General features: G+C 50.4%; 18 protein-coding genes and 1 riboswitch. Of the genes, 5 read left to right on the top strand and 13 right to left on the bottom strand.

The genetic code is table 11. From position 1 onward, the window contains the following. Positions 1–55: 55 nt before the first annotated feature. The 5 genes from ltrA to HWX74_RS13370 all read right to left on the bottom strand — a co-directional run bounded on the left by ltrA (position 56) and on the right by HWX74_RS13370 (position 5729). The gene (gene ltrA / locus HWX74_RS13390; RefSeq protein WP_217704802.1) at positions 56–1402 is read right to left on the bottom strand and encodes a group II intron reverse transcriptase/maturase; all 1347 of its coding nucleotides are present in this window, start codon (positions 1400–1402) and stop codon (positions 56–58) included. Between the two features lie 537 nt (positions 1403–1939). Next, positions 1940–2545: a flavodoxin family protein gene (locus HWX74_RS13385; RefSeq protein ID WP_176014011.1), complete on the bottom strand. Its 606-nt coding sequence runs from the start codon at positions 2543–2545 to the stop codon at positions 1940–1942. A 495-nt stretch (positions 2546–3040) separates the two neighbouring features. Next, positions 3041–4309 (bottom strand): coproporphyrinogen-III oxidase family protein, encoded by a 1269-nt coding sequence (locus HWX74_RS13380; protein WP_176014010.1) that lies wholly within the window; start codon positions 4307–4309, stop codon positions 3041–3043. Further along, a complete protein-coding gene (locus tag HWX74_RS13375; RefSeq protein ID WP_176014009.1) occupies positions 4306–5235 on the bottom strand; it encodes a radical SAM protein in 930 nt (309 codons plus the stop codon). The genes HWX74_RS13380 and HWX74_RS13375 overlap by 4 nt, the downstream gene beginning before the upstream one ends. Positions 5236–5249: 14 nt before the next feature. Then, positions 5250–5729: a MarR family winged helix-turn-helix transcriptional regulator gene (locus HWX74_RS13370; protein WP_217704956.1), complete on the bottom strand. Its 480-nt coding sequence runs from the start codon at positions 5727–5729 to the stop codon at positions 5250–5252. A gap of 218 nt (positions 5730–5947) precedes the next feature. Between HWX74_RS13370 and HWX74_RS13365 the strand changes: the two genes are divergently transcribed. The 5 genes from HWX74_RS13365 (at position 5948) to HWX74_RS13350 (ending at position 12394) form a co-directional block, all read left to right on the top strand. Then, positions 5948–6265, top strand: a complete 318-nt coding sequence (locus HWX74_RS13365; protein ID WP_176014007.1) for a ferritin family protein — start codon at positions 5948–5950, stop codon at positions 6263–6265. A 199-nt stretch (positions 6266–6464) separates the two neighbouring features. After that, positions 6465–6626, top strand: a riboswitch (M-box (ykoK) riboswitch). Between the two features lie 355 nt (positions 6627–6981). Continuing rightward, positions 6982–9699: a magnesium-translocating P-type ATPase gene (gene mgtA / locus HWX74_RS13360; protein WP_176014006.1), complete on the top strand. Its 2718-nt coding sequence runs from the start codon at positions 6982–6984 to the stop codon at positions 9697–9699. A gap of 203 nt (positions 9700–9902) precedes the next feature. Further along, positions 9903–10652: a sugar isomerase domain-containing protein gene (locus HWX74_RS13355; protein ID WP_176014005.1), complete on the top strand. Its 750-nt coding sequence runs from the start codon at positions 9903–9905 to the stop codon at positions 10650–10652. Between the two features lie 3 nt (positions 10653–10655). After that, positions 10656–10790, top strand: a complete 135-nt coding sequence (locus tag HWX74_RS20520) for a hypothetical protein (RefSeq protein ID WP_303048109.1) — start codon at positions 10656–10658, stop codon at positions 10788–10790. A 281-nt stretch (positions 10791–11071) separates the two neighbouring features. Next, complete coding sequence (locus HWX74_RS13350; RefSeq protein ID WP_176012100.1) at positions 11072–12394, top strand: IS1380 family transposase; 1323 nt, start codon at positions 11072–11074, stop codon at positions 12392–12394. Positions 12395–12744: 350 nt separating this feature from the next. On the opposite strand, the gene HWX74_RS13345 is transcribed toward HWX74_RS13350, so the two are convergent. From HWX74_RS13345 to HWX74_RS13310, 8 genes are all read right to left on the bottom strand, one after another. Beyond that, a complete protein-coding gene (locus HWX74_RS13345) occupies positions 12745–13191 on the bottom strand; it encodes a hypothetical protein (protein WP_176014004.1) in 447 nt (148 codons plus the stop codon). After that, positions 13167–13319, bottom strand: coding sequence for a hypothetical protein (locus tag HWX74_RS13340; RefSeq protein WP_176014003.1), 153 nt, complete (start codon positions 13317–13319; stop codon positions 13167–13169). Before HWX74_RS13340 ends, HWX74_RS13345 begins: the two co-directional genes overlap by 25 nt. 34 nt (positions 13320–13353) lie before the next feature. Next, complete coding sequence (locus tag HWX74_RS13335; RefSeq protein WP_176014002.1) at positions 13354–13881, bottom strand: hypothetical protein; 528 nt, start codon at positions 13879–13881, stop codon at positions 13354–13356. Positions 13882–14000: 119 nt separating this feature from the next. Beyond that, positions 14001–14891 (bottom strand): DUF2235 domain-containing protein, encoded by an 891-nt coding sequence (locus tag HWX74_RS13330; protein ID WP_254872353.1) that lies wholly within the window; start codon positions 14889–14891, stop codon positions 14001–14003. 114 nt (positions 14892–15005) lie between these two features. Further along, complete coding sequence (locus HWX74_RS13325; protein ID WP_176014000.1) at positions 15006–15611, bottom strand: hypothetical protein; 606 nt, start codon at positions 15609–15611, stop codon at positions 15006–15008. Between the two features lie 24 nt (positions 15612–15635). Then, positions 15636–16175 carry a hypothetical protein gene (locus HWX74_RS13320; protein WP_176013999.1) on the bottom strand — a complete coding sequence of 180 codons (540 nt, stop codon included), beginning with the start codon at positions 16173–16175 and terminating at the stop codon, positions 15636–15638. Between the two features lie 120 nt (positions 16176–16295). Beyond that, positions 16296–16874, bottom strand: a complete 579-nt coding sequence (locus tag HWX74_RS13315) for a hypothetical protein (protein ID WP_176013998.1) — start codon at positions 16872–16874, stop codon at positions 16296–16298. A 287-nt stretch (positions 16875–17161) separates the two neighbouring features. Further along, the gene (locus HWX74_RS13310; RefSeq protein ID WP_176013997.1) at positions 17162–18394 is read right to left on the bottom strand and encodes a hypothetical protein; all 1233 of its coding nucleotides are present in this window, start codon (positions 18392–18394) and stop codon (positions 17162–17164) included. Between the last annotated feature and the right edge of the window lie 15 nt (positions 18395–18409).

The raw sequence follows: 18409 nt of genomic DNA, 5'->3' as shown, positions 1-18409 counted from the left end.
TAGTTGGCCGGGCGTCCTCTCACACCACCGTACGTGCCGTTCGGCATACGGCGGTTCAGCAGCTTGAGTGCAACGCTTTGTACCGAAGTAGGATATCGTCATACCCTATTTCGGCAATGCGTTGAGACGGCAATACACGATGTAAAATCCAACTACGGGCAATATGCCAGTAGCCTTTCCTCGTATTCGCCCATTCCCACGCTTTTCCCTCGGAAATACCCAACGATTGCAGTCGCGTAAATCGTGTCCGTACTCGTTTCCACTGTTTCCAAACATACGTCCGAATTTTCCGTTGAATCCATTCATTCATGTTTTGCATAAACATCTTCATGTCCGCAATCGCATAGTATCCGAGCCATCCGACGGTATATTGCCGAAGTTTGTACAGCATATATTCCACCGAATTTCCCTGATTCCTTCGGGTCAGCTCGCGAACCTTGGCTTTGAAGCGGTCTATAGACTTCTCGTGTATTCGAATTCCGGCCTGTCCTTTCGTCGTACTTCGCAGTGCGAAGCCGAGAAACTTCAGCTTCAGCGGACTTCCCGCTTTACTTTTGGATTCGTTTACTTTGAGTTTCAATTTCGCTTCAAGAAACCGTCTGCTGCTCGCAAGTACGCGTTCGGCGGCGCGTTGACTTCTGACGTAGATGTTGACATCGTCCGCATATCGTACGAACTTGTGTCCACGGCGTTCCAATTCCCGGTCGAAAGCGGTCAGGTAGATGTTGCTCAGCAATGGCGAAAGATTGCCGCCCTGTGGACTGCCTTCTTCCGTTCGCGTCACCACGCCATTGATCATGACTCCGCTCTTCAAGTAGCGTTTAATCAGGCACAAAACTCGTTGATCAGAGATTTTGGCCCGCAACATTTCCATCAACAGCTCATGGTTCATGGTGTCGAAATACTTGCTCAAGTCAAGATCGACAACCCGCCGATAGCCTTGATTGTAGTATTTCCGTGCTTGCCGGATGGCCTGATGAGCGCTACGCCCCGGTCGGAAACCGTAGCTGTTTTCTGAAAATTCCTCCTCGAATATCGGGCAGAGGACCTGCGATATTGCCTGTTGAATCATCCGATCCATGCCCGTTGGAACACCAAGCATCCGTATCCCCCCGTCCGGTTTCGGGATTTCAACCCGGCGCACCGGTTGCGGGCGATACGTTTCGGTTCGGAGATTTTCAAGGAAACTTTCCTTGTGTTCGCACAGATACGCCAACAGGTCGTCAACGGTCATTCCGTCCACGCCCGGCGCTCCGCCGTTTCTCTTGACTTGCTTGTACGCACGGTTGAGGTTGTTACGCTCAAGGATGCGTTCAAACAAATCAGCACCGTCTTTCGCTTCAGTTTCCCGCGTAAGCATGCTCCGCACTCCCGGATTCTCTTCGGCTTCCAGCCTATCCATCCCCGGGCAGTTCCGTTTCCGGATTTTCTGCTCTCTACACATGCTGCACCTTTCACTTGCGAAAGATCGACTACTGTTCGGCCCTTCCCGTAAAAAAAAAACACGGTACTATGGCCTCTGCTGACTTCTCAACGTTCAGCCGCACATCACTGTACGGGTTGAAATTACCATGCATTCACGGCTTCATTCATACCGTTGAGATCTCCCCGGATAAGAGCGATAACTTTCATCCCAGGCGCCTGGTACATCTACACCACAAGGTTCGGGCAGTATTGGACTTCGCTTTGTTGTGCAAGCTCGTCCGCCTTGCAAATGCCTTATATGTACTTTCTGTTCGTCAGGCCGGGAATTTGCCGCCGACTTCCTTCAGATTCCACCTCGCGGTGGACACCCTTGCCTTAAGCTAACAGTTCCTACTGCCAAGTCTGTAACGGACTTTCACCGTCAAGTTATCACCCATGCCGGGCGTACACAAAAAAAAATTCCGCCTGACCCAGACGGAATTTTCTACATTTTCAACGATGCGGTCCAACCGGATCAATCCCCTTCTTTCCCCCGCTTGAATTGAGCCGCAATCACGGCGATCCGTTTCCCGTAATCCTCGGCGGTCTGCAAATCGCCGGCCGGCGGCGCATCCGGAGCCTTGACGTTGAAAGAAGAGGCCATCGGTCCCAGGCTGCCGCAATTGCGGTTCAGCGCATTCGGCCCCGGCCCATCGACACTCTTGGCGGAATCCGGCTCATTGGCTCCGGGCAATTGCTCCAGCCCGACCCAGATCATTCCCTGCTGCATCGCATTGACCATCAATCCATTCAGCGTATTGAGCTTATCTCCGGAAAAGTTGCTGGAATTGGTAAATCCGCCGGCAATCTTGTCGTGCCACGCCCTGGAAACCCAGCGGCCGACCCCGGCTTCCATGAAAGCCTTCATCTCCGAAGCGATATTCCCCATGTAAGTCGGCGTGCCGTAAACGATCGCATCCGCCTTATCCAGCTCTTCCAGCCGGTTGGTCGCCTCCTGGGCAGTCATTAAAAGCACTTTCGTGCCGGGCACGGCGGCGGCGCCGCGCTGGACGCGTTCCGCCATCAATTTCGTATGGCCATAGCGGCTGCAGTAAACGATGGCAACAATGGTTTCTTTCATTTTTCTCCTCCTTCAGGGTAAAACATTTACACCGGGATGCGCATTTCAGCCGGCGATTTCATTTTTCCGAACGATTCCAATCGTTCCGTCCTTTTTCAAAATAGCACCGTTATGCGCAAAACACAAACCAAAACAGTTTCGAAATCCACAAAATAATCAAAACATTCTTCCCCGGCTGCTTTGCAGGAATTCCGGCGTATCGGTCAATGGATGATAGTTCCGGTTCCGATATCAGGCAGTATCGGCCAGAGCGAAAGCCGGAAAACCGGCAAGCCGATAACTGTGGTGATCGGAGAATTTCGTCATCCGGCCGTATTCAATCGTCACCGGCTATGCGCGGCAGCCCCGCTATCGCCGACGACTCTCCCTCTCCCGGCCCGGTAAACGCTTTGCCGTTACAGGCGCTTCCGGAAACAGACAACCCTCCGGCGGCATGCCGCCGCCATAATCGTTCACCCCCTTCATCCCGCCTTGCACACGGCGTAAATTAATCCTTTACAGCCGGATTGCCGCCGGAAACGCTTCCCGGCGACAACTCGACCACACTTGATCGATGTCGTTCAGGATATACCCATTCTGCAGCAGATGAATCCAGAACGCGCCTTCCAGCGTCAACCGGCGCATCTCGCCATCCGGTTCCCACCAATGCAGAACATCCAGGCTTTTCCGAAGCGGCGGCCAGGCCCATTCGGCCGCGAAACGCCGTTCGATCTCCGCCACCGGCAGCCTGGTCTCATAAAAACGCCAGTAAAGCCAGTACCAGTTGCTGAGCCGCTCGGAAAGCGTCATGCCCAACGCGGTCGGAAACCGCCGTTCCGCCAGGCGCTGCTGATAAGCCCGGTTATCAAAGGTATTGAAATAAAAACGATTCGGCAACCGGCTGGCCGCTCCCGGTCCGAGACCGAGAAAAAAATCGCGGGTCACCGACGAATATGCCGGCGCTGCCGTCCGGCTGAATCCCCAGACCGACCGCGGCTGCCATCCCGCTCCGGTCATGGTATTGAACAGCAGTTCATACAATCGCCGCCGCAAACGCAATTTCGGCATCTTCAAATGCCGCTGACGCCGGATTTCGCCAACCTGGCTGTAAGGAAACTCAAACAATGGATAGGCGGTGATCTGAGCAACGCCACTCGCCATCGCTTTGGCCAGATCTTCGGCAAATATCCGTTCCGGCGCCGCCCCGAAGGCAAACATCAAATCCAAATTCACGCCGGCAAAACCGCCGGCCTGCAACCGGGCGATTTTATCCGGCAATATTTCGGCCGGATAACTGCGTCCCAGAAAACGCAATTGTCCGTCGTCGAAGCTCTGGACGCCCAGGCTGACCAGCGACACGCCGCTACTCCGCAGGCGCGAGACCAAGGCGTCATCGATTTCATCGGGGTTGGTTTCGAGCGCCACCGGACCGTGCCGGGGCAGCCGTTTGAACAGCCCGGCCAGGAAAGCCTCCAATTCCGGCCAGACCACCGTCGGCGTGCCGCCGCCGATATAAATCGAACCGATCCGCCGCCGTTGCAGCCACGGCAGATAGAGCCGCAGCTCGCGGCGCAATGCCTGAAAAAATGCAGCGGTCTGTTCCGGCCGGTAAGGAACAGTGTTGTACGGGCAGTAACGGCAACGGTTCCGGCAGAACGGAATATGGATGTACAGATCGCACGCCTCCAGCTCCGGCAACTCCGGGACAGACGCCGGCCGGAAAGTAAAATCATCCGCACCGCCGGTCAGCCGGCGGCGCAGCAATCGCAAAACCGGTGCGATCATCTTTTTCCTCCTCCGGCCAGGTAACCGAACGCCGCCGCCACCGCGTCCGGACGCAACTGCAGGATACACTGCAACTCCGGATAGCCGAGATAACCACAGTTGTCGCAGGCGAGTGCGTTGCCGACCGCCCGGCAGCAGCGGAACAGTTTCCGGTCGGCATAGACCAAACAGAGATCGGCCGGACGTTTCCAGCGATCGGCGGCAACCAGTTTCAGGCAACTGGCGGAATTGACGACCGGTAGATTCTGCCGCTTCAACCGCAGCAGTTCGCCAATCAATTCACGCCGGCGCGACAACGGCAGGAACAATTCATCGATGCCGTAATACGGCGTATGGAAGTAAAAGAAAATTCCCCGCAAGTTCGGTTGAGCCGCCACCCAGCGGCACATCGGCTCCACTTCCGCGACATTGCCGGCATTGATCGCCTGGTTGATGAACAAATTCGGATGAACCGCCTCGGCGATCCGCGCCGCCACCTTCCGGAAAACGCCGGGTCCGCGCAACGCATCATGACACGGCTCGCGGCCATCCAGACTGATGAAAATCGCATCGGCATCCAAATGGTCGAACGGCAAAGTGCCGTTGGTATACACGGAAACCGCCAGAAACCCCATCGCCCTGGCTTCCCGGATCAATTCAGCGACTCCCGCGCCTGCCGTCCCCCAGATCAGCGGTTCGCCGCCGGTAATCGCCAAGGCCCGCGCCCCCCGGCGAAATAAGACCCGCAGACCGGTCAGCGCCTCGGCGAAACTCAGGTCGGCGGAGGTACAGCGGTTCACCCGGCAGTGGCGGCAATTCAAATTGCAACTTTCATTGAGCACCAGACCGCCGATCAGCGGCAACGGCTGCCGCAGGATGACGCGGCGCAGCCAGAAGAGCGCCGCCCAGCCGAGCAGACGCCGTCGCCAATACCATCGTGAGATCATTTCCCCGGTTCCGGTCACTTTCGGCCGTCCTCGAGCGCCGGCTCCACCTGAACGGCTTCCGCCTGGAGCCGGACCATGAAATCATTCAAAAGCCGCAGTTCCCCCGGCGAAAATTTTCGAACCAGGGAGCGGATCAGATCTAAATATTCCGGCTCGATTTCCGTAACCAGCCGCCGCCCCAGCTCCGTCGTCTCCAGCAGTACACAGCGCCGGTCGCCCGGCACGTCGCCGCGCCGGATCAGCCCGGCCTTGGCCATGCGTTCCACCAGGCCGGTGACATTGGACTGATCGACCAGCAGCCGGTCACTGACTTCCCGCTGGGTCAGCGGTTTTTCCGCATAGGTCAACAGCATCAGAATGTTGAACTGCGCCGGAGACACCGGACGGTCGCGAAAAAACCAGCCGGACATCTTCTTCAGCAACACCCCGGTCCACCAGACGTTCATCACCGCTTCGTGTTCCGCCATTTCAAATTTTAAAATCTTATGCTGCAACAATGATATTCCTCCTGTCAGGAATATACTTTATCAATTAATATTTGATATGTCAAATATTAAATCAAATTTATTTCTCTGAAAAAATCAAACGACTTCTTCAAAGGAAAGTTGATTTATTTACCGATAGCATTATAATAGTAACAGAGGAAGTTTTATCGGAAACAGTTCGAAAAAGAATCGAATTGAAATAATCATCCAATGAAGGAGAAAAAATCATGCCTGAATTCTGCACACCGTTTTCCGTCATGCACGCGGACCGCAAACTTACCGGCGACGAATTGCTGCGCGCCATCCGTTTCATGATCGCCGCCGAGTACGAAGCGTCACAGCTCTATACCCAGATGGCCGAATCGATCGATCACCCGCTGGCCAAGGCGGTTCTGCTCGATATTTCGGAGGAGGAGCTGGTCCATGCCGGCGAATTCTTCCGACTGCTGCACGAATTGGCGCCGAATGAAAAGGAACTGTACGCCTCCGGCGCCAGGGAGGTCGAAGAGATGATCGCCAAACTGAAAGCCGTCGGCCGAAAGTAATTCATACCCCTTTGGCCGGGCGTTCGCCGTCTTTGGCCGGGTTGCCGGAAGAAGACCGCTTTCTTTTGCCAACAATACTCGGCGCCGGCCCGGGCGACGACTTTTGCCCGGAACGATTGTCGGTGTGAAGCCGATTTTTTAATTTCACTTTTTTTCAAATGGCGATTTGACTCTTCCTGCCGCCACCGTTATATTGCAGCGTTGTTTCCGGTAGGTGAAGCTATCGCAGGGATACGGATTACTGCCGCAAAGTGGTGGAGACACTACAAGCAGGTCAGCAGGCCACATCGAAAAACAAGGTGTGATCTAATGTAATTTCATCGCCCCGTGATGCCGAAGCTTGGACGGTAAGGCAATCGGCCGAAAGGCCAACGCAGAATTGTTTTGTTTTTTCTGCCCGCCGCTGTCCGCAGCCGGCGGGCTTTTTTTGCCGCTTGCCGTCCGGAATACCGCATCCCGGGCATTCAATTCATCGAAAGGTCTGAAAATGGACGAAGGAAGTAACAGCGGTATAGAGCCTGGCGGACGTATCAACCGTCACCGGGCGGCCGATTGCGGCGCCGGCCGGATTCCTTCCAAGCGATTTTCCGGCCGGATGAAGTTCTGATTTACTTTGCCAATCGACGTTTCGTCCGCCTCTGACGGCAGGTCCTCCCAGCCAGCTCTGTACCATCCTCTGCAATCTCAATCGATCACCAAGAGAAAGGTACGGAAAAATGAAACTTTTTTTCACGTTCCAGGCCGGCAAGCACAATCGTGAACTGCGCCGGCAGGCGATGGTTGCCGCCCGGCGGCTTTCCGCCGCCAAATCGGAAACCGGCAATTTTGTTCGCAAATTCGGCCTGGCCAACGGACTGTCCGAGCCGATGGTCAAACATATGCGCAACCGTTTCGGCGCCAACCGGATTGTCGGCGCCAACCGGGATTCGATCCTCAAACGGCTGATCGGCGCTTTCGTCAATCCGTTCACCGGTATTCTGCTGCTGCTGGCCGCAGTGTCGTTCCTCATGGACGTCCGCCTGGCGGCGCCGGAGGACAAAGACCCGACCACGGTTATCATCATCCTGACCATGGTACTGATCAGCGGACTGCTGCGCTTCATCCAGGAGACGCGTTCCGGCAATGCTGCGGCGCGCCTCAGCGAAATGGTCAAGACGACCGCGACGGTCGAACGCCGCATGGTTGGCAAAATCGAAGTTCCGCTGGAAGAACTCGTCGTCGGAGATATCGTTCACCTCGCCGCCGGCGATATGCTGCCGGCCGACGTGCGAATTCTCCGCGCCAAGGATTTTTTCGTCAGCCAGGCCTCCCTGACCGGAGAAAGCGAACCGGTGGAGAAAAACGCCGCCGTCGTCCGGCACGACTGTGACGCCGTGACCGACTCCCCCAATCTGGCTTTCGCCGGCAGCAATGTCGTCAGCGGTTCGGCAACCGCTCTGGTCATCGCCGTCGGCAGCGACACGCTTTTCGGCGACGCGGCCCGTTCGCTCGCCGCTCCGCCGACCGTGACCGGGTTCGAAAAAGGCGTCAATGCCGTCTCCTGGGTGCTGATCCGTTTCATGCTGATCATGGTGCCGGTCGTCCTCGTCGTCAACGGCATCACCAAAGGCAACTGGGAAGCCGCCATTCTGTTCGCCATTTCGGTAGCGGTCGGCCTGACACCGGAAATGCTGCCGATGATCGTCACCACCTGCCTGGCCAAAGGCGCCGTGCTGATGTCGCGCCGCAAAACCATCATCAAAAATCTCAATGCGATCCAGAACCTCGGTGCCATGGATGTGCTCTGTACCGATAAGACCGGTACGCTGACCATGGATAAAGTGGTGTTGGAATATCACATGAATGTCCACGGTGAAACCGATTCGCGGGTACTGCGCCACGCCTTTCTGAACAGTTTCTATCAGACGGGCTTGAAAAATCTGATGGACATCGCCATCATCGACCGGACCGGCCGGGAGTGCGGCGACGAGGCGACGCTGCGGCGGCTCACCGGCAGCTATGAGAAAGTCGACGAAATTCCGTTCGATTTCGAACGACGCCGGATGAGCGTCGTTGTCGCCGACCGGCACGGCAAGACGCAGATGATCACCAAAGGCGCCGTCGAAGAGATGCTCGGCATTTGTTCGCACGTTGAATACCGCGGCAGCGTGGAACCGCTGACCGCCGCCCTGCGCCGCGATCTTCTGGCCACGGTGGACACGTTCAATCGCGACGGCCTGCGGGTCATCGCCGTCGCCCAGAAAACCAATCCGCCGCCGGTCGACGCATTTTCCGTCGCCGACGAAACCGGGATGGTGCTGATCGGCTATCTCGCCTTCCTCGATCCGCCGAAATCGACGGCGGCGGCGGCAGTCCGCGCGCTTCGGGAATACGGCGTCGCCACCAAAGTCCTGACCGGCGACAATGAAAAAGTCACCCGCTGCGTCTGCCGCCAGGTCGGCCTGCGGGTCGACAATCTGCTGCTCGGGGCGGAGCTGGAAAAAATGAGCAAAGCGGAACTGGCCCGCGCCGTGGAACGCACCAACGTCTTCGCCAAGCTGTCTCCGCAGCAAAAAGCCCGGCTGGTGCAAGTGCTCCGTTCCAACGGCCATACCGTCGGATTTCTCGGCGACGGCATCAACGACGCGGCAGCATTGAAAGCGGCCGATGTCGGAATTTCGGTCGATACCGCTGTCGATATCGCCAAGGAATCGGCCGACGTCGTGTTGCTGGAAAAAGACCTGATGGTGTTGGAGAACGGCATCCTCGAGGGACGCAGGACGTATGCGAATATGATCAAATACATCAAGATGACCGCCAGTTCCAACTTCGGCAATATGTTTTCGGTGCTCATCGCCAGCGCCTTCCTGCCGTTTCTGCCGATGCTGAGCATTCATCTGCTGCTGTTGAATCTGATCTACGACATCTCCTGCACAGCCATTCCCTGGGATAATGTCGATATCGAATACCTGCGCCGGCCGCGCCCCTGGGACGCGTCGTCGGTGGCCGGCTTCATGCTGCGCATCGGTCCGGTCAGTTCGGTTTTCGACATCACCACCTATCTGTTGATGTATTTTGTCATCTGCCCTTCCCTCTGCGGCGGCCAACTGTTCACCCAGCTGACCGACCCGGTGCTTCGGGACTGGTATGTCGCGCTCTTCCAAACCGGCTGGTTCGTTGAATCGATGTGGTCGCAGACGCTGGTGATCCACCTGATCCGAACGCCCAAAATTCCGTTTATGCAGAGCCGGGCCTCCCTGCCGGTCTTTCTCCTCACTTTCGCCGGCATCGCCTTCCTGACGGTGATTCCCTTCACCCCGCTGGGCGGTGTACTCGGCTTGACGCCGCTGCCGGGCATCTACTTCTTCTGGCTGCTGCTGACGATCGTTCTATACATGTTCGCCGCCCAGGCGGTGAAGAAAAATTACATCAGGCGTTACGGAGAGCTCCTGTAAATCAAAGAAATTCCGTGTTTCCGGGACGGCTCCGATCCCGGAAACCTTTCCGCCGGACCGCGTCATTCGTTTCGACCGCTCAAATATCCGTTTTTTCCGGCTTGCTTTCCGCTTGCCGGCGGATTATTTTAGACCAACCCGAATCCCTGCGTTCCGCAGTCGATTCGATCAAAACGTTATCAGCGAAAAGGAGTGCTTTTGTCATGGCTACCACGATTCTGGATCATTACCTGACCGCGGCCAAGAACGTCCTGGAGTCAATCGCCAGCCGGGAAGCCGCCAACCTCGAAACGGCGGCGGCAGCGGTGGCCGACGCCTACCAGGCCGGGCATCGCATTTACATCTTCGGCTGCACCCATTCGGCAATCCTGGCCGAAGATGTCTTTTACCGGGCCGGCGCGCCGGCCTTCTGGCAGCCGTTGTGGGGGCCGGGCATGAACATCGCCACCACGCCCGGCTTCCTGACCAGCGCCATGGAACGCTGTGAAGAGGCCGGCCGGGCTATTGTCGAAAATTCCCAACTGCAGGCCGGCGACGTACTGCTGGTCATCTCCACTTCCGGCAAAAACGCCGCCCCGGTCGCCGTCGCCGCGACCGCCCTGCAGCGCCAGGCCAGCGTCATCGTCATCTCCTCGTCCGCCTACCGGGAGGCCCGCGGCAACCATTCGACCATCGGTTCGCTGTGGCAACTGGTCGACCGGGTGATCATGATCGACAACCACGTCCCCTGCGGCGACGCCGCCATCGAAGCCGGCAACTGTCCGATGGGACCGTTGTCCACGCTGGCCGGCAGCTTTCTGGTGCATTCCCTCTCGGCACTGGCCGTCGAGCAATTGGCCGGCCGGGGAATCATGCCGCCGGTTTTCCTCAGTTCCAACGCGCCCGGCGGCCGCGAACACAACGAGGCGCTGCTCAATTTGCCCGGCATGCGCGAGAAATTCATGCTGCCGTAAACGATGAAAATTGTCGCGATCGACATCGGCACCAGCCGAATCAAAAGCGCAGTGTTTACCGCCGACGGCGCGATGATCGCGCTGGACAGCTGGCGGCTCGACCGCGAAGAGATGCCGGTCGAGCCGGCCTGGCTGTAGAGCGACAAACTCCGCCCGGGCGGAATCCGCCTGGCTCAACGACCATTACGGGCCGCAGCTATCGGAACGGTTCGGCAACCGTTCCACTCCGGTTTTCACGCTGCCGAAACTGTTGCACAACCGGCGGCGCGTCCCCGAATCGTACCAGCGGTGTTTTCAATTCCTGCAGAGCAAGGATTAGCCTGAATATTGCGTAAATTTTCAAAAACAAAGAGGCAGATTCTCGACTAACGTATTATATTGTAATATCTTACATCACAATATAACGCCGAGGTCTGCCAATGACAAAATGTAATGTTTCGATTCCGGTCTTTCAAGGTCCGAAAAGCAGAAAAATTGAATTCAATTTCGCCGGTGGAGATATCAGCAGTGACGGCGGGTTGCTTTTTGTGAAAGAATTCGACCGCAAACTCGGTTTGACCCGGCGCGCCGGTAACCTGCTGGATTCTTTTGATATTCGACAGCCCGGAAAAGTTGAGCATTCCTATCTGAGCATGCTTCGTCAACGAGTTTTTGGTTTGGTTGCCGGCCATGAAGATCTCAATGACCATCATGAATTGCGAACTGATCCGCTGATTCAAACTGTTGTCGGTCGTGATCGTCAACTCGCCACTCCAAGCACTTTATGTCGATTCGAAAATGGAATCGATCGTCGTGCTTGCGTAGATTTGAGCCGATTGTTTGTCGAATTCTTTATCGAAAGTTTTTCCACGCCGCCTCGAGAATTGATTCTTGATTTCGATGCTACCGATGACCTCACTTACGGGATGCAGGAAAATCGCTTTTTTCATGGCTATTATGACCACTATTGCTTTTTGCCGTTGTATGTTTTCTGCGGGGATCAATTGCTTGTGGCTTATTTGCGTCCATCAAAAATTGATGCGGCCAAGCATGCTTGGGCGATTCTCTCGCTACTGGTAAAGCGCTTTCGGCAGAAATGGCCGAAGGTTAAGATTATTTTCCGGGGAGACAGTGGCTTTTGTCGGCAGAAAATGCTGAACTGGTGTGATAAAAATGAGGTCAAATATATTGTCGGATTGGCGAAAAATCCACGTTTGCTGGAATTATCAAAAGATCTTCAAGTGAAAGCGGAAGCACTTTACAACGAAACACATGAAAAAGCAAAACTGTTTACTCAGTTCGAATATGCGGCAGGAACTTGGAAATACCCGCGCCGGGTGATTGCCAAAGCGGAATTCAACTCCCCCGGACCGAATAATCGTTTTATCGTCACCAATCTTGATGATGATGGACAATATCTTTATGAAAAAGTCTATTGCGCCCGAGGTGAGATGGAAAACAGGATCAAGGAACAGCAGCTGGATCTTTTCGCTGATCGGACGAGCTGCCATGACTTTGCGGCAAATCAATTCCGGCTTCTGCTTTCAAGTTTGGCTTATATTCTCATGGAACGGTTTCGGGCATTGTTGTTGACAGGAACTCAATTTGCCGAGGCTACCTGCGGCAGCATTCGCTTATACCTGGTGAAAATCGGTGCCATTATTCGGCGGAATACCAGAAAAATTTATGTTGCTCTTTCAAGTGCTTGTCCAAATCAGGAACTCCTCCGCTTGATCGCTGCGAAAATCATCGCTTGGGAATAAAACCTTGGAGAGCTGTCCCCGGCTCGCCGAACAACAACGGGGGAAAGGGGGAATATGCTCAATTTGCAAAAAAACGACAATATCCGACTCTGAAAATAAAAACTTCCGAATCTTCTGAACATTTCTCGACGATTCGAAAGTTTCATGCAACATTCAGGTTAGCTCACCTGGCAGTTGTAGAAGTCAAGATATCATCTGACAAAGCTCGTCGTCCGGCCATTCTCAACCTGGCTCTGCACCTGCCCATTGGCGGTATAAGTAAATGACGTCGTATTGACCGTCGTCATACCAATCTTCTCGACAAACTGAGACTACTGATTGGAATCATTATTATGCTCTAGTTCCATTCATCAAAATAATTTTAGTTTAAGAGCTAATGGATGATAGAAACGGTTTCTATCCATAGAAAAATATCCATAACTATTACTGAATTCTCCATCTTCAAAATAAGCATCAAACTGATAAAATAAAAAACAATCTTTTCCTGCAACACAAAAAACAAAACCATGAAGCGCATCAAAGTAGTCAGTCAGTATCTCTTGATTAACAAGATGAATTTCTCTCGTATAAAGAGTTTCCTCATTCTCATAACGCCATTCAAAAAATATAGTATCTGGAATTTCATTGAAGACAAGTTTCCCACTGCTGGATTGTTCAGGCTGAACCGCTCCTGGCACGACAGATAGATTTCCTATTCGAACCTTTGAATATTCAATTCCAATATTGGAAAAATTCTCAACTCTCATCTCATAATGATTTTTTTTCTCTAATTCTACACTTGCAATTCTTTTTTCCACGGATTGACTGGCTTCGGACCAAACAGAAAGGCATCATCCAGTTGCGGCGGCAACCGCATAAACAACCAATAGCCAATACCGAACCCACAAGCGAACAACAGTACGCTGAACTTCCACCACTTATTCATCTTATTATATTCCTATTTTATATATCATTATCCGCTATCTAGTTTTCCGCAAATAGCGAGAAAATTCCATTGGATCAATCCAGAGATTTTTTTCTGGACAAAAAGCAGGACGAGCAGCAATTTCACCATCTGGATAATAAGCCCAGAAGTAATAGAACAACACACACTCGTCTCCTGTAATATAAAAGCTGAATCCAGAATTTTTAGGATATTTTTTCAGCAAATCCATATGCGTAATATTAAATTCTTTTTGATAGAACACATCTCCATAACGCCATTTACAAGTTACAGTTGACGGTATTTTCGGAAAAAATTGGGAATATCCATGAAAAATCAATGGCTCAAGACGTTCCACTTTTATTTCTTTTTCTCCCAAAATTTCTATATCGGTTACTTCTTTCTCTGCTGCATTTTTAACTTCAAGATCATAACCAACACTTAATCGGGCAATTTCTGATTTATAGATTTCTTTATACCGGTAAAGTGAGAAATAGTAACTAGTAATAAGTCCCCCTATATAAGAGAACAATAACAATAAAACAAATAAAATTTTCTTCTTCATAAAACCAACTCTATTAATAATTTGAAATACAATACTTCGGCTTCCCGTATAACATTACAAAGCAATGAAAAACACAAATATCACTAAAAATATTAAAAACACTACATAATAAAAACTTCTTAATTATGATATGGCATAAATATTTTTGTCTTTTTATATTTAAACGCATTTCCCGGTCCACTGGGTGCTTCCAATTCATTAACTATCCAATGCCGTTCTATTGCAGCAGGCAGATGTCGGGCTTCATATTTTATATTATATGCAGGATATTCTTGATGCCACATCATTTCATGAGTAATAAATTCACCATCTATCTTGGAATGTTTCATTTTATTCATAAATGTTCTACTAAGAGGCATAAATGGAACTCCCACATTCCTCCCAGCCTCAAACATAAAATCAAAGGTAATATTTGCCAAGCCTCGTTTTGCATAACCACCTCCGACATCAGCATGTCCACCACGAAATGCACGTCTTAAGAGCTCCATTGTAGACCCTTTAGGCGCTTCATAAATAACGGGAGTAAATGTGTTACGCGTTTCATCCAATGAATAAGCAATAGCAACATGATCAATATTAATCGGCAAGGTAGGAGATGTCGATGTATCAGGTCCTGTGACCGGATCAAACAACCCCAGAAAACGAACTCTCGCAGCCATATCTTGTTCCTGATCTCCGAGTTTTTGTACAAACTCCACCGCGGTTACAGCACCTCGGCTGAAACCGACCACATCAATACATACATCCTCTGTACTAGACCACTTTAAAGTGTTGTAATCACTCATTGCTTCATTAATTTTTAGTGTAATATCAGGACGAGAAAAGGCCTGCCTAATCTGCGAAAACACCCCCTCCGAGTCTGTGTAATCATCAGTCCCAACGCCTGAATAATACTCACCTAATGCGCTTCCGCCATGACTTTCATACAAAAGGTAAACATTCGTATAGCTGCTTTTTCCATTACCAGTACCATCGAAAGCGAAAAGATTATGACAACTCACCGTCAACATTCTGCTCAAAGATGTCACTCATTTTCCCGAGTTGGAACCAGGATTGCCCCATAGCTTCCGCTTCAAAGCACCAGGGTAATATATACGGTTTCCATCAACTGAAAATACCCATAACTATTGCTCAAATCTCCATTTAGGATTGTCCCATAGTTTCCGCTTCAAAACACCAGGGTAATATATGCGGTTTCCATCGACTGAAAAATACCCATAACTATTGCCAAATTCTCCATTGCTGAAATAAGTGTCAAATTGATAAAACATAAAACAATCTTTTTCCGCAATACAGAAAACAAAACCGTGAAATGAATCAGAATAATCTGTCAGTATAATATCTTTATAAACAAGGTGAATTTTTTTCTTATAAAGAATTTCATCATTCTCATAACGCCATTCAATCAATACGGTATCAGGAATTTCAATGACAGCAAACTTATCACTAGCGGATTGCCATGGCAGAATCGCACCAAGCGAGATAGATCGATTCCCTATTTCAATCTTAGCATATTCAACCCCAACATCGGAAAAATCCTCAACTCTTATTTCATAATGATTCTTCTTTTCGGATTCCACACTTGCAATTCTTCTCTTCTCCGGATTGATCTTCGGTACCAACGGAGAAACTTTTTCCTGCGGCTGTACCCGTTCCGGTAACCAATAACCGATAATAATACCGAATTCACAAGCGAGCAATATCGCAGCAATTTTCCACCACCGGTTCATTTTATTATTTCCCATAATGATAATTCATTTTCTGCCAATGGCACGATATTTATTTTCAAAATCTGTCAGCTCAACCCAGCGATTTTCCTCTGGAAAAAAAAGAACACAATTAGCAAATTCACCATCAGGGAAATAAGTGACAAATAAATAGAGCAACATGCACTCCTTCCCTACAATATAAAAGCTGAGTCTCATGAAATCATCATGGTATTTTTTCAGCAACTCCGGATGTGTAATATTAAATCTTCTCTGGAGATATATTTCTTCATCTTCATAACACCATTTAAGGGTAATAACGGATGGCATTTCCGAAAAAAAACCATACATCGCACTACTTATCCATGGACTAAGCCTTCCATAGTAGCTAAAATCTTGCCCTTCTCGCGAGATCATTATACTTTCTATCTTTTTATTCGTGAAGTTTAGAACAGAAACATTGCCAGGTAGCTTATTGTCCGTTTCTTCTTCAGCTATTTTCCAACCGACCGCATAGGAATATCCGATAAAGATCCCGCAGCAGCAACTCAATAACAACCATACAAACAGTAACTTATTTTTTTTCATAATCAGCCTTAATTATTGATTGATCCGAACTTGCACCGGCTTATTTCCTGGAACTGTTTTAAACAAATGTCAATGTACAATGGGCTTAGGTTCGGATCTATAACAATTTTCTACAACCTGTTAATACCAGCCATAATGGGTATATCCTGGACTAATATAATAAAAGGGTCCCGTGTTCGGACTGCTCGGCCCATTCAGATGTCCAACACTGGCATGTTTCGGGATCTTTGAAGCGATATCACTACGTCGCTTATGCCGCTTAAGATTGTACAAAGGATCCTCCTGATGCCAACTTAATTTACTGGTAAATCTACGTGACAATTCCTTTAATTGTTTTGATGGGATATTTCGAAATGGCGCCCCTGCCGCTTTTCCCCTATCATGCATGTATTCGAAAGTAATATTCGCCAATCCCCGATCATGATAACCTCCTCCGATATCGGCATGGCCGCCTCGGAATGCGGCGTATTCCAAAGATGTTGAAGAACCTGGTGCGATCTGGGGGTATTCCGTATCCGAATGCAAATGCGGAGTCCCTGACTCATGTTTTCCACAAACGATAAATCCTTCCCCCATATTTTTATGATCATAAGACCGTTTCACTCTGGTTTTCGGACAATTCGGGTTGTCGCAAGGCTTTTTTACCTCGGAACAATCCACCAAATCTTCTTTAGCACGTTGTTTCATAAAATCAAGCAATTGATTGGCCGTACCGGTAAAATAATGTTCATTTACACTATCTCCACCATCTCCGTCGGCATAATTGGGATTCCAGCGCTCCTTATGGCGGTCAAAATCACAATAGAAATATTCCGATTTCTTTTTAAAAGTACACTACTGCTGAGGCGGACCAGAACTACTGCCGCCGCCACTCGCCACCAAGCGAATTTCAGTTAGGCTGAGGGGCAGCCCAGCATCGGCAAACAGGCGGCTGGCTCCCAACAGCCAGAGGACCGCCTGTAGAACTCATAGGAGTTGAACAATGCTTATTCAAGGCTTTTAAGCAATTCTTCTTCAAAGGCCCGATCAATAAAAACATAATCTGTAACCACTTGTTCGGTTTCATTTTCTGCAATCCAGAATATCGGCGCTAAATAATCTTCCGCATCATTCAAATCGTAAAATAAATTACGGGTTTCCGTCTCCAACTTTCTGAATAATAATACACTATTTTTTCTGGCTGGAGGCAATTTATCAATTGGTTCACCAATTAACACACTGGGCCGCTTACCTTCTTTGGTGGTCCGAAAGATATCATTATTCACTTCCTGAAAGGCCAACAGCATCCAAATTTTATGAGTGCGAGTAAAATTCTTCAGTTCCGGTTTGCTCAATACGGAATCATACTGTTTCAAAAGTTCATCCCAACGCTCCTGTAAAACCAGTAAATCCGCAATCGCTTCCGGGGAAGGTTCCAAGCCGGCTAAGGCAGCTTTCAATTTCAATAACGCTTGCCGGTAATCGGCAAGCTGCGCTGCTTCCAACTCTGAAAAGGAAACCGGACGATCAGACCAGCGATCTAGCAAGGCCTCAAATACCATCGTCTGCTGCTCGGGAGTCGACATAATCAGACTGCATAGCGGCAACAAATAATTATCAGCATTTTCCTGCGTTCCAACCGCTTCCCGCAAAGCTTTCGCCAACTCTTTGCGTTGCTCCAATGCTTCGGTAATTTCGTGCTGCAGAGAAGTGAATTCCGGTAAATCTTCCTGCCTGGCAAGCAGTCGCATTTCCAAATTCCGCACCAATTCATCATTTTTCTTCAAAAGAAACAACCAGATACTGATCCGGTAAGGGGTCGCTTTCTCAGCACCAAATTTTGCAGCAAACGCCTGCATCGACGCGTCTTCCGTAAATAAAACCGAGGCTTGCCGTTGTAAATCGAATAAATGCTCCACTTGCGCCGATAGAACATTCAGCTTGTCAATTTCATATTTCAAATCAAAATATTTTCGCTGAAACCAATATTGACCTGAAACTTCTTCAGACGGGTCACCACCTATTGCCCGCGCTCTATGTCTACGGTATTCCCGCAACTTCTTTTGTTCAGGGCTCAATTTATCATAAGCTTTCCGCAGAAGAACTTCCATATCTTCTTGTGATAACTCACTTTCTGCTCCAACAGTAATGTAACATGGAATAACAACATACAACAGCAAAATGAAAAAAAATTTATAGCAAACCATATATTCTTTCAATTTTTGAGTAAATCGAATCATTCTTGGACAACTGAA

This window comes from Victivallis sp. Marseille-Q1083 (assembly GCF_903645315.1).
In the GTDB taxonomy this organism is placed as follows: domain Bacteria; phylum Verrucomicrobiota; class Lentisphaeria; order Victivallales; family Victivallaceae; genus UMGS1518.
Note: the sequence above shows the minus strand (reverse complement) of the source record. Positions and strands in the feature narration are given on the sequence as shown.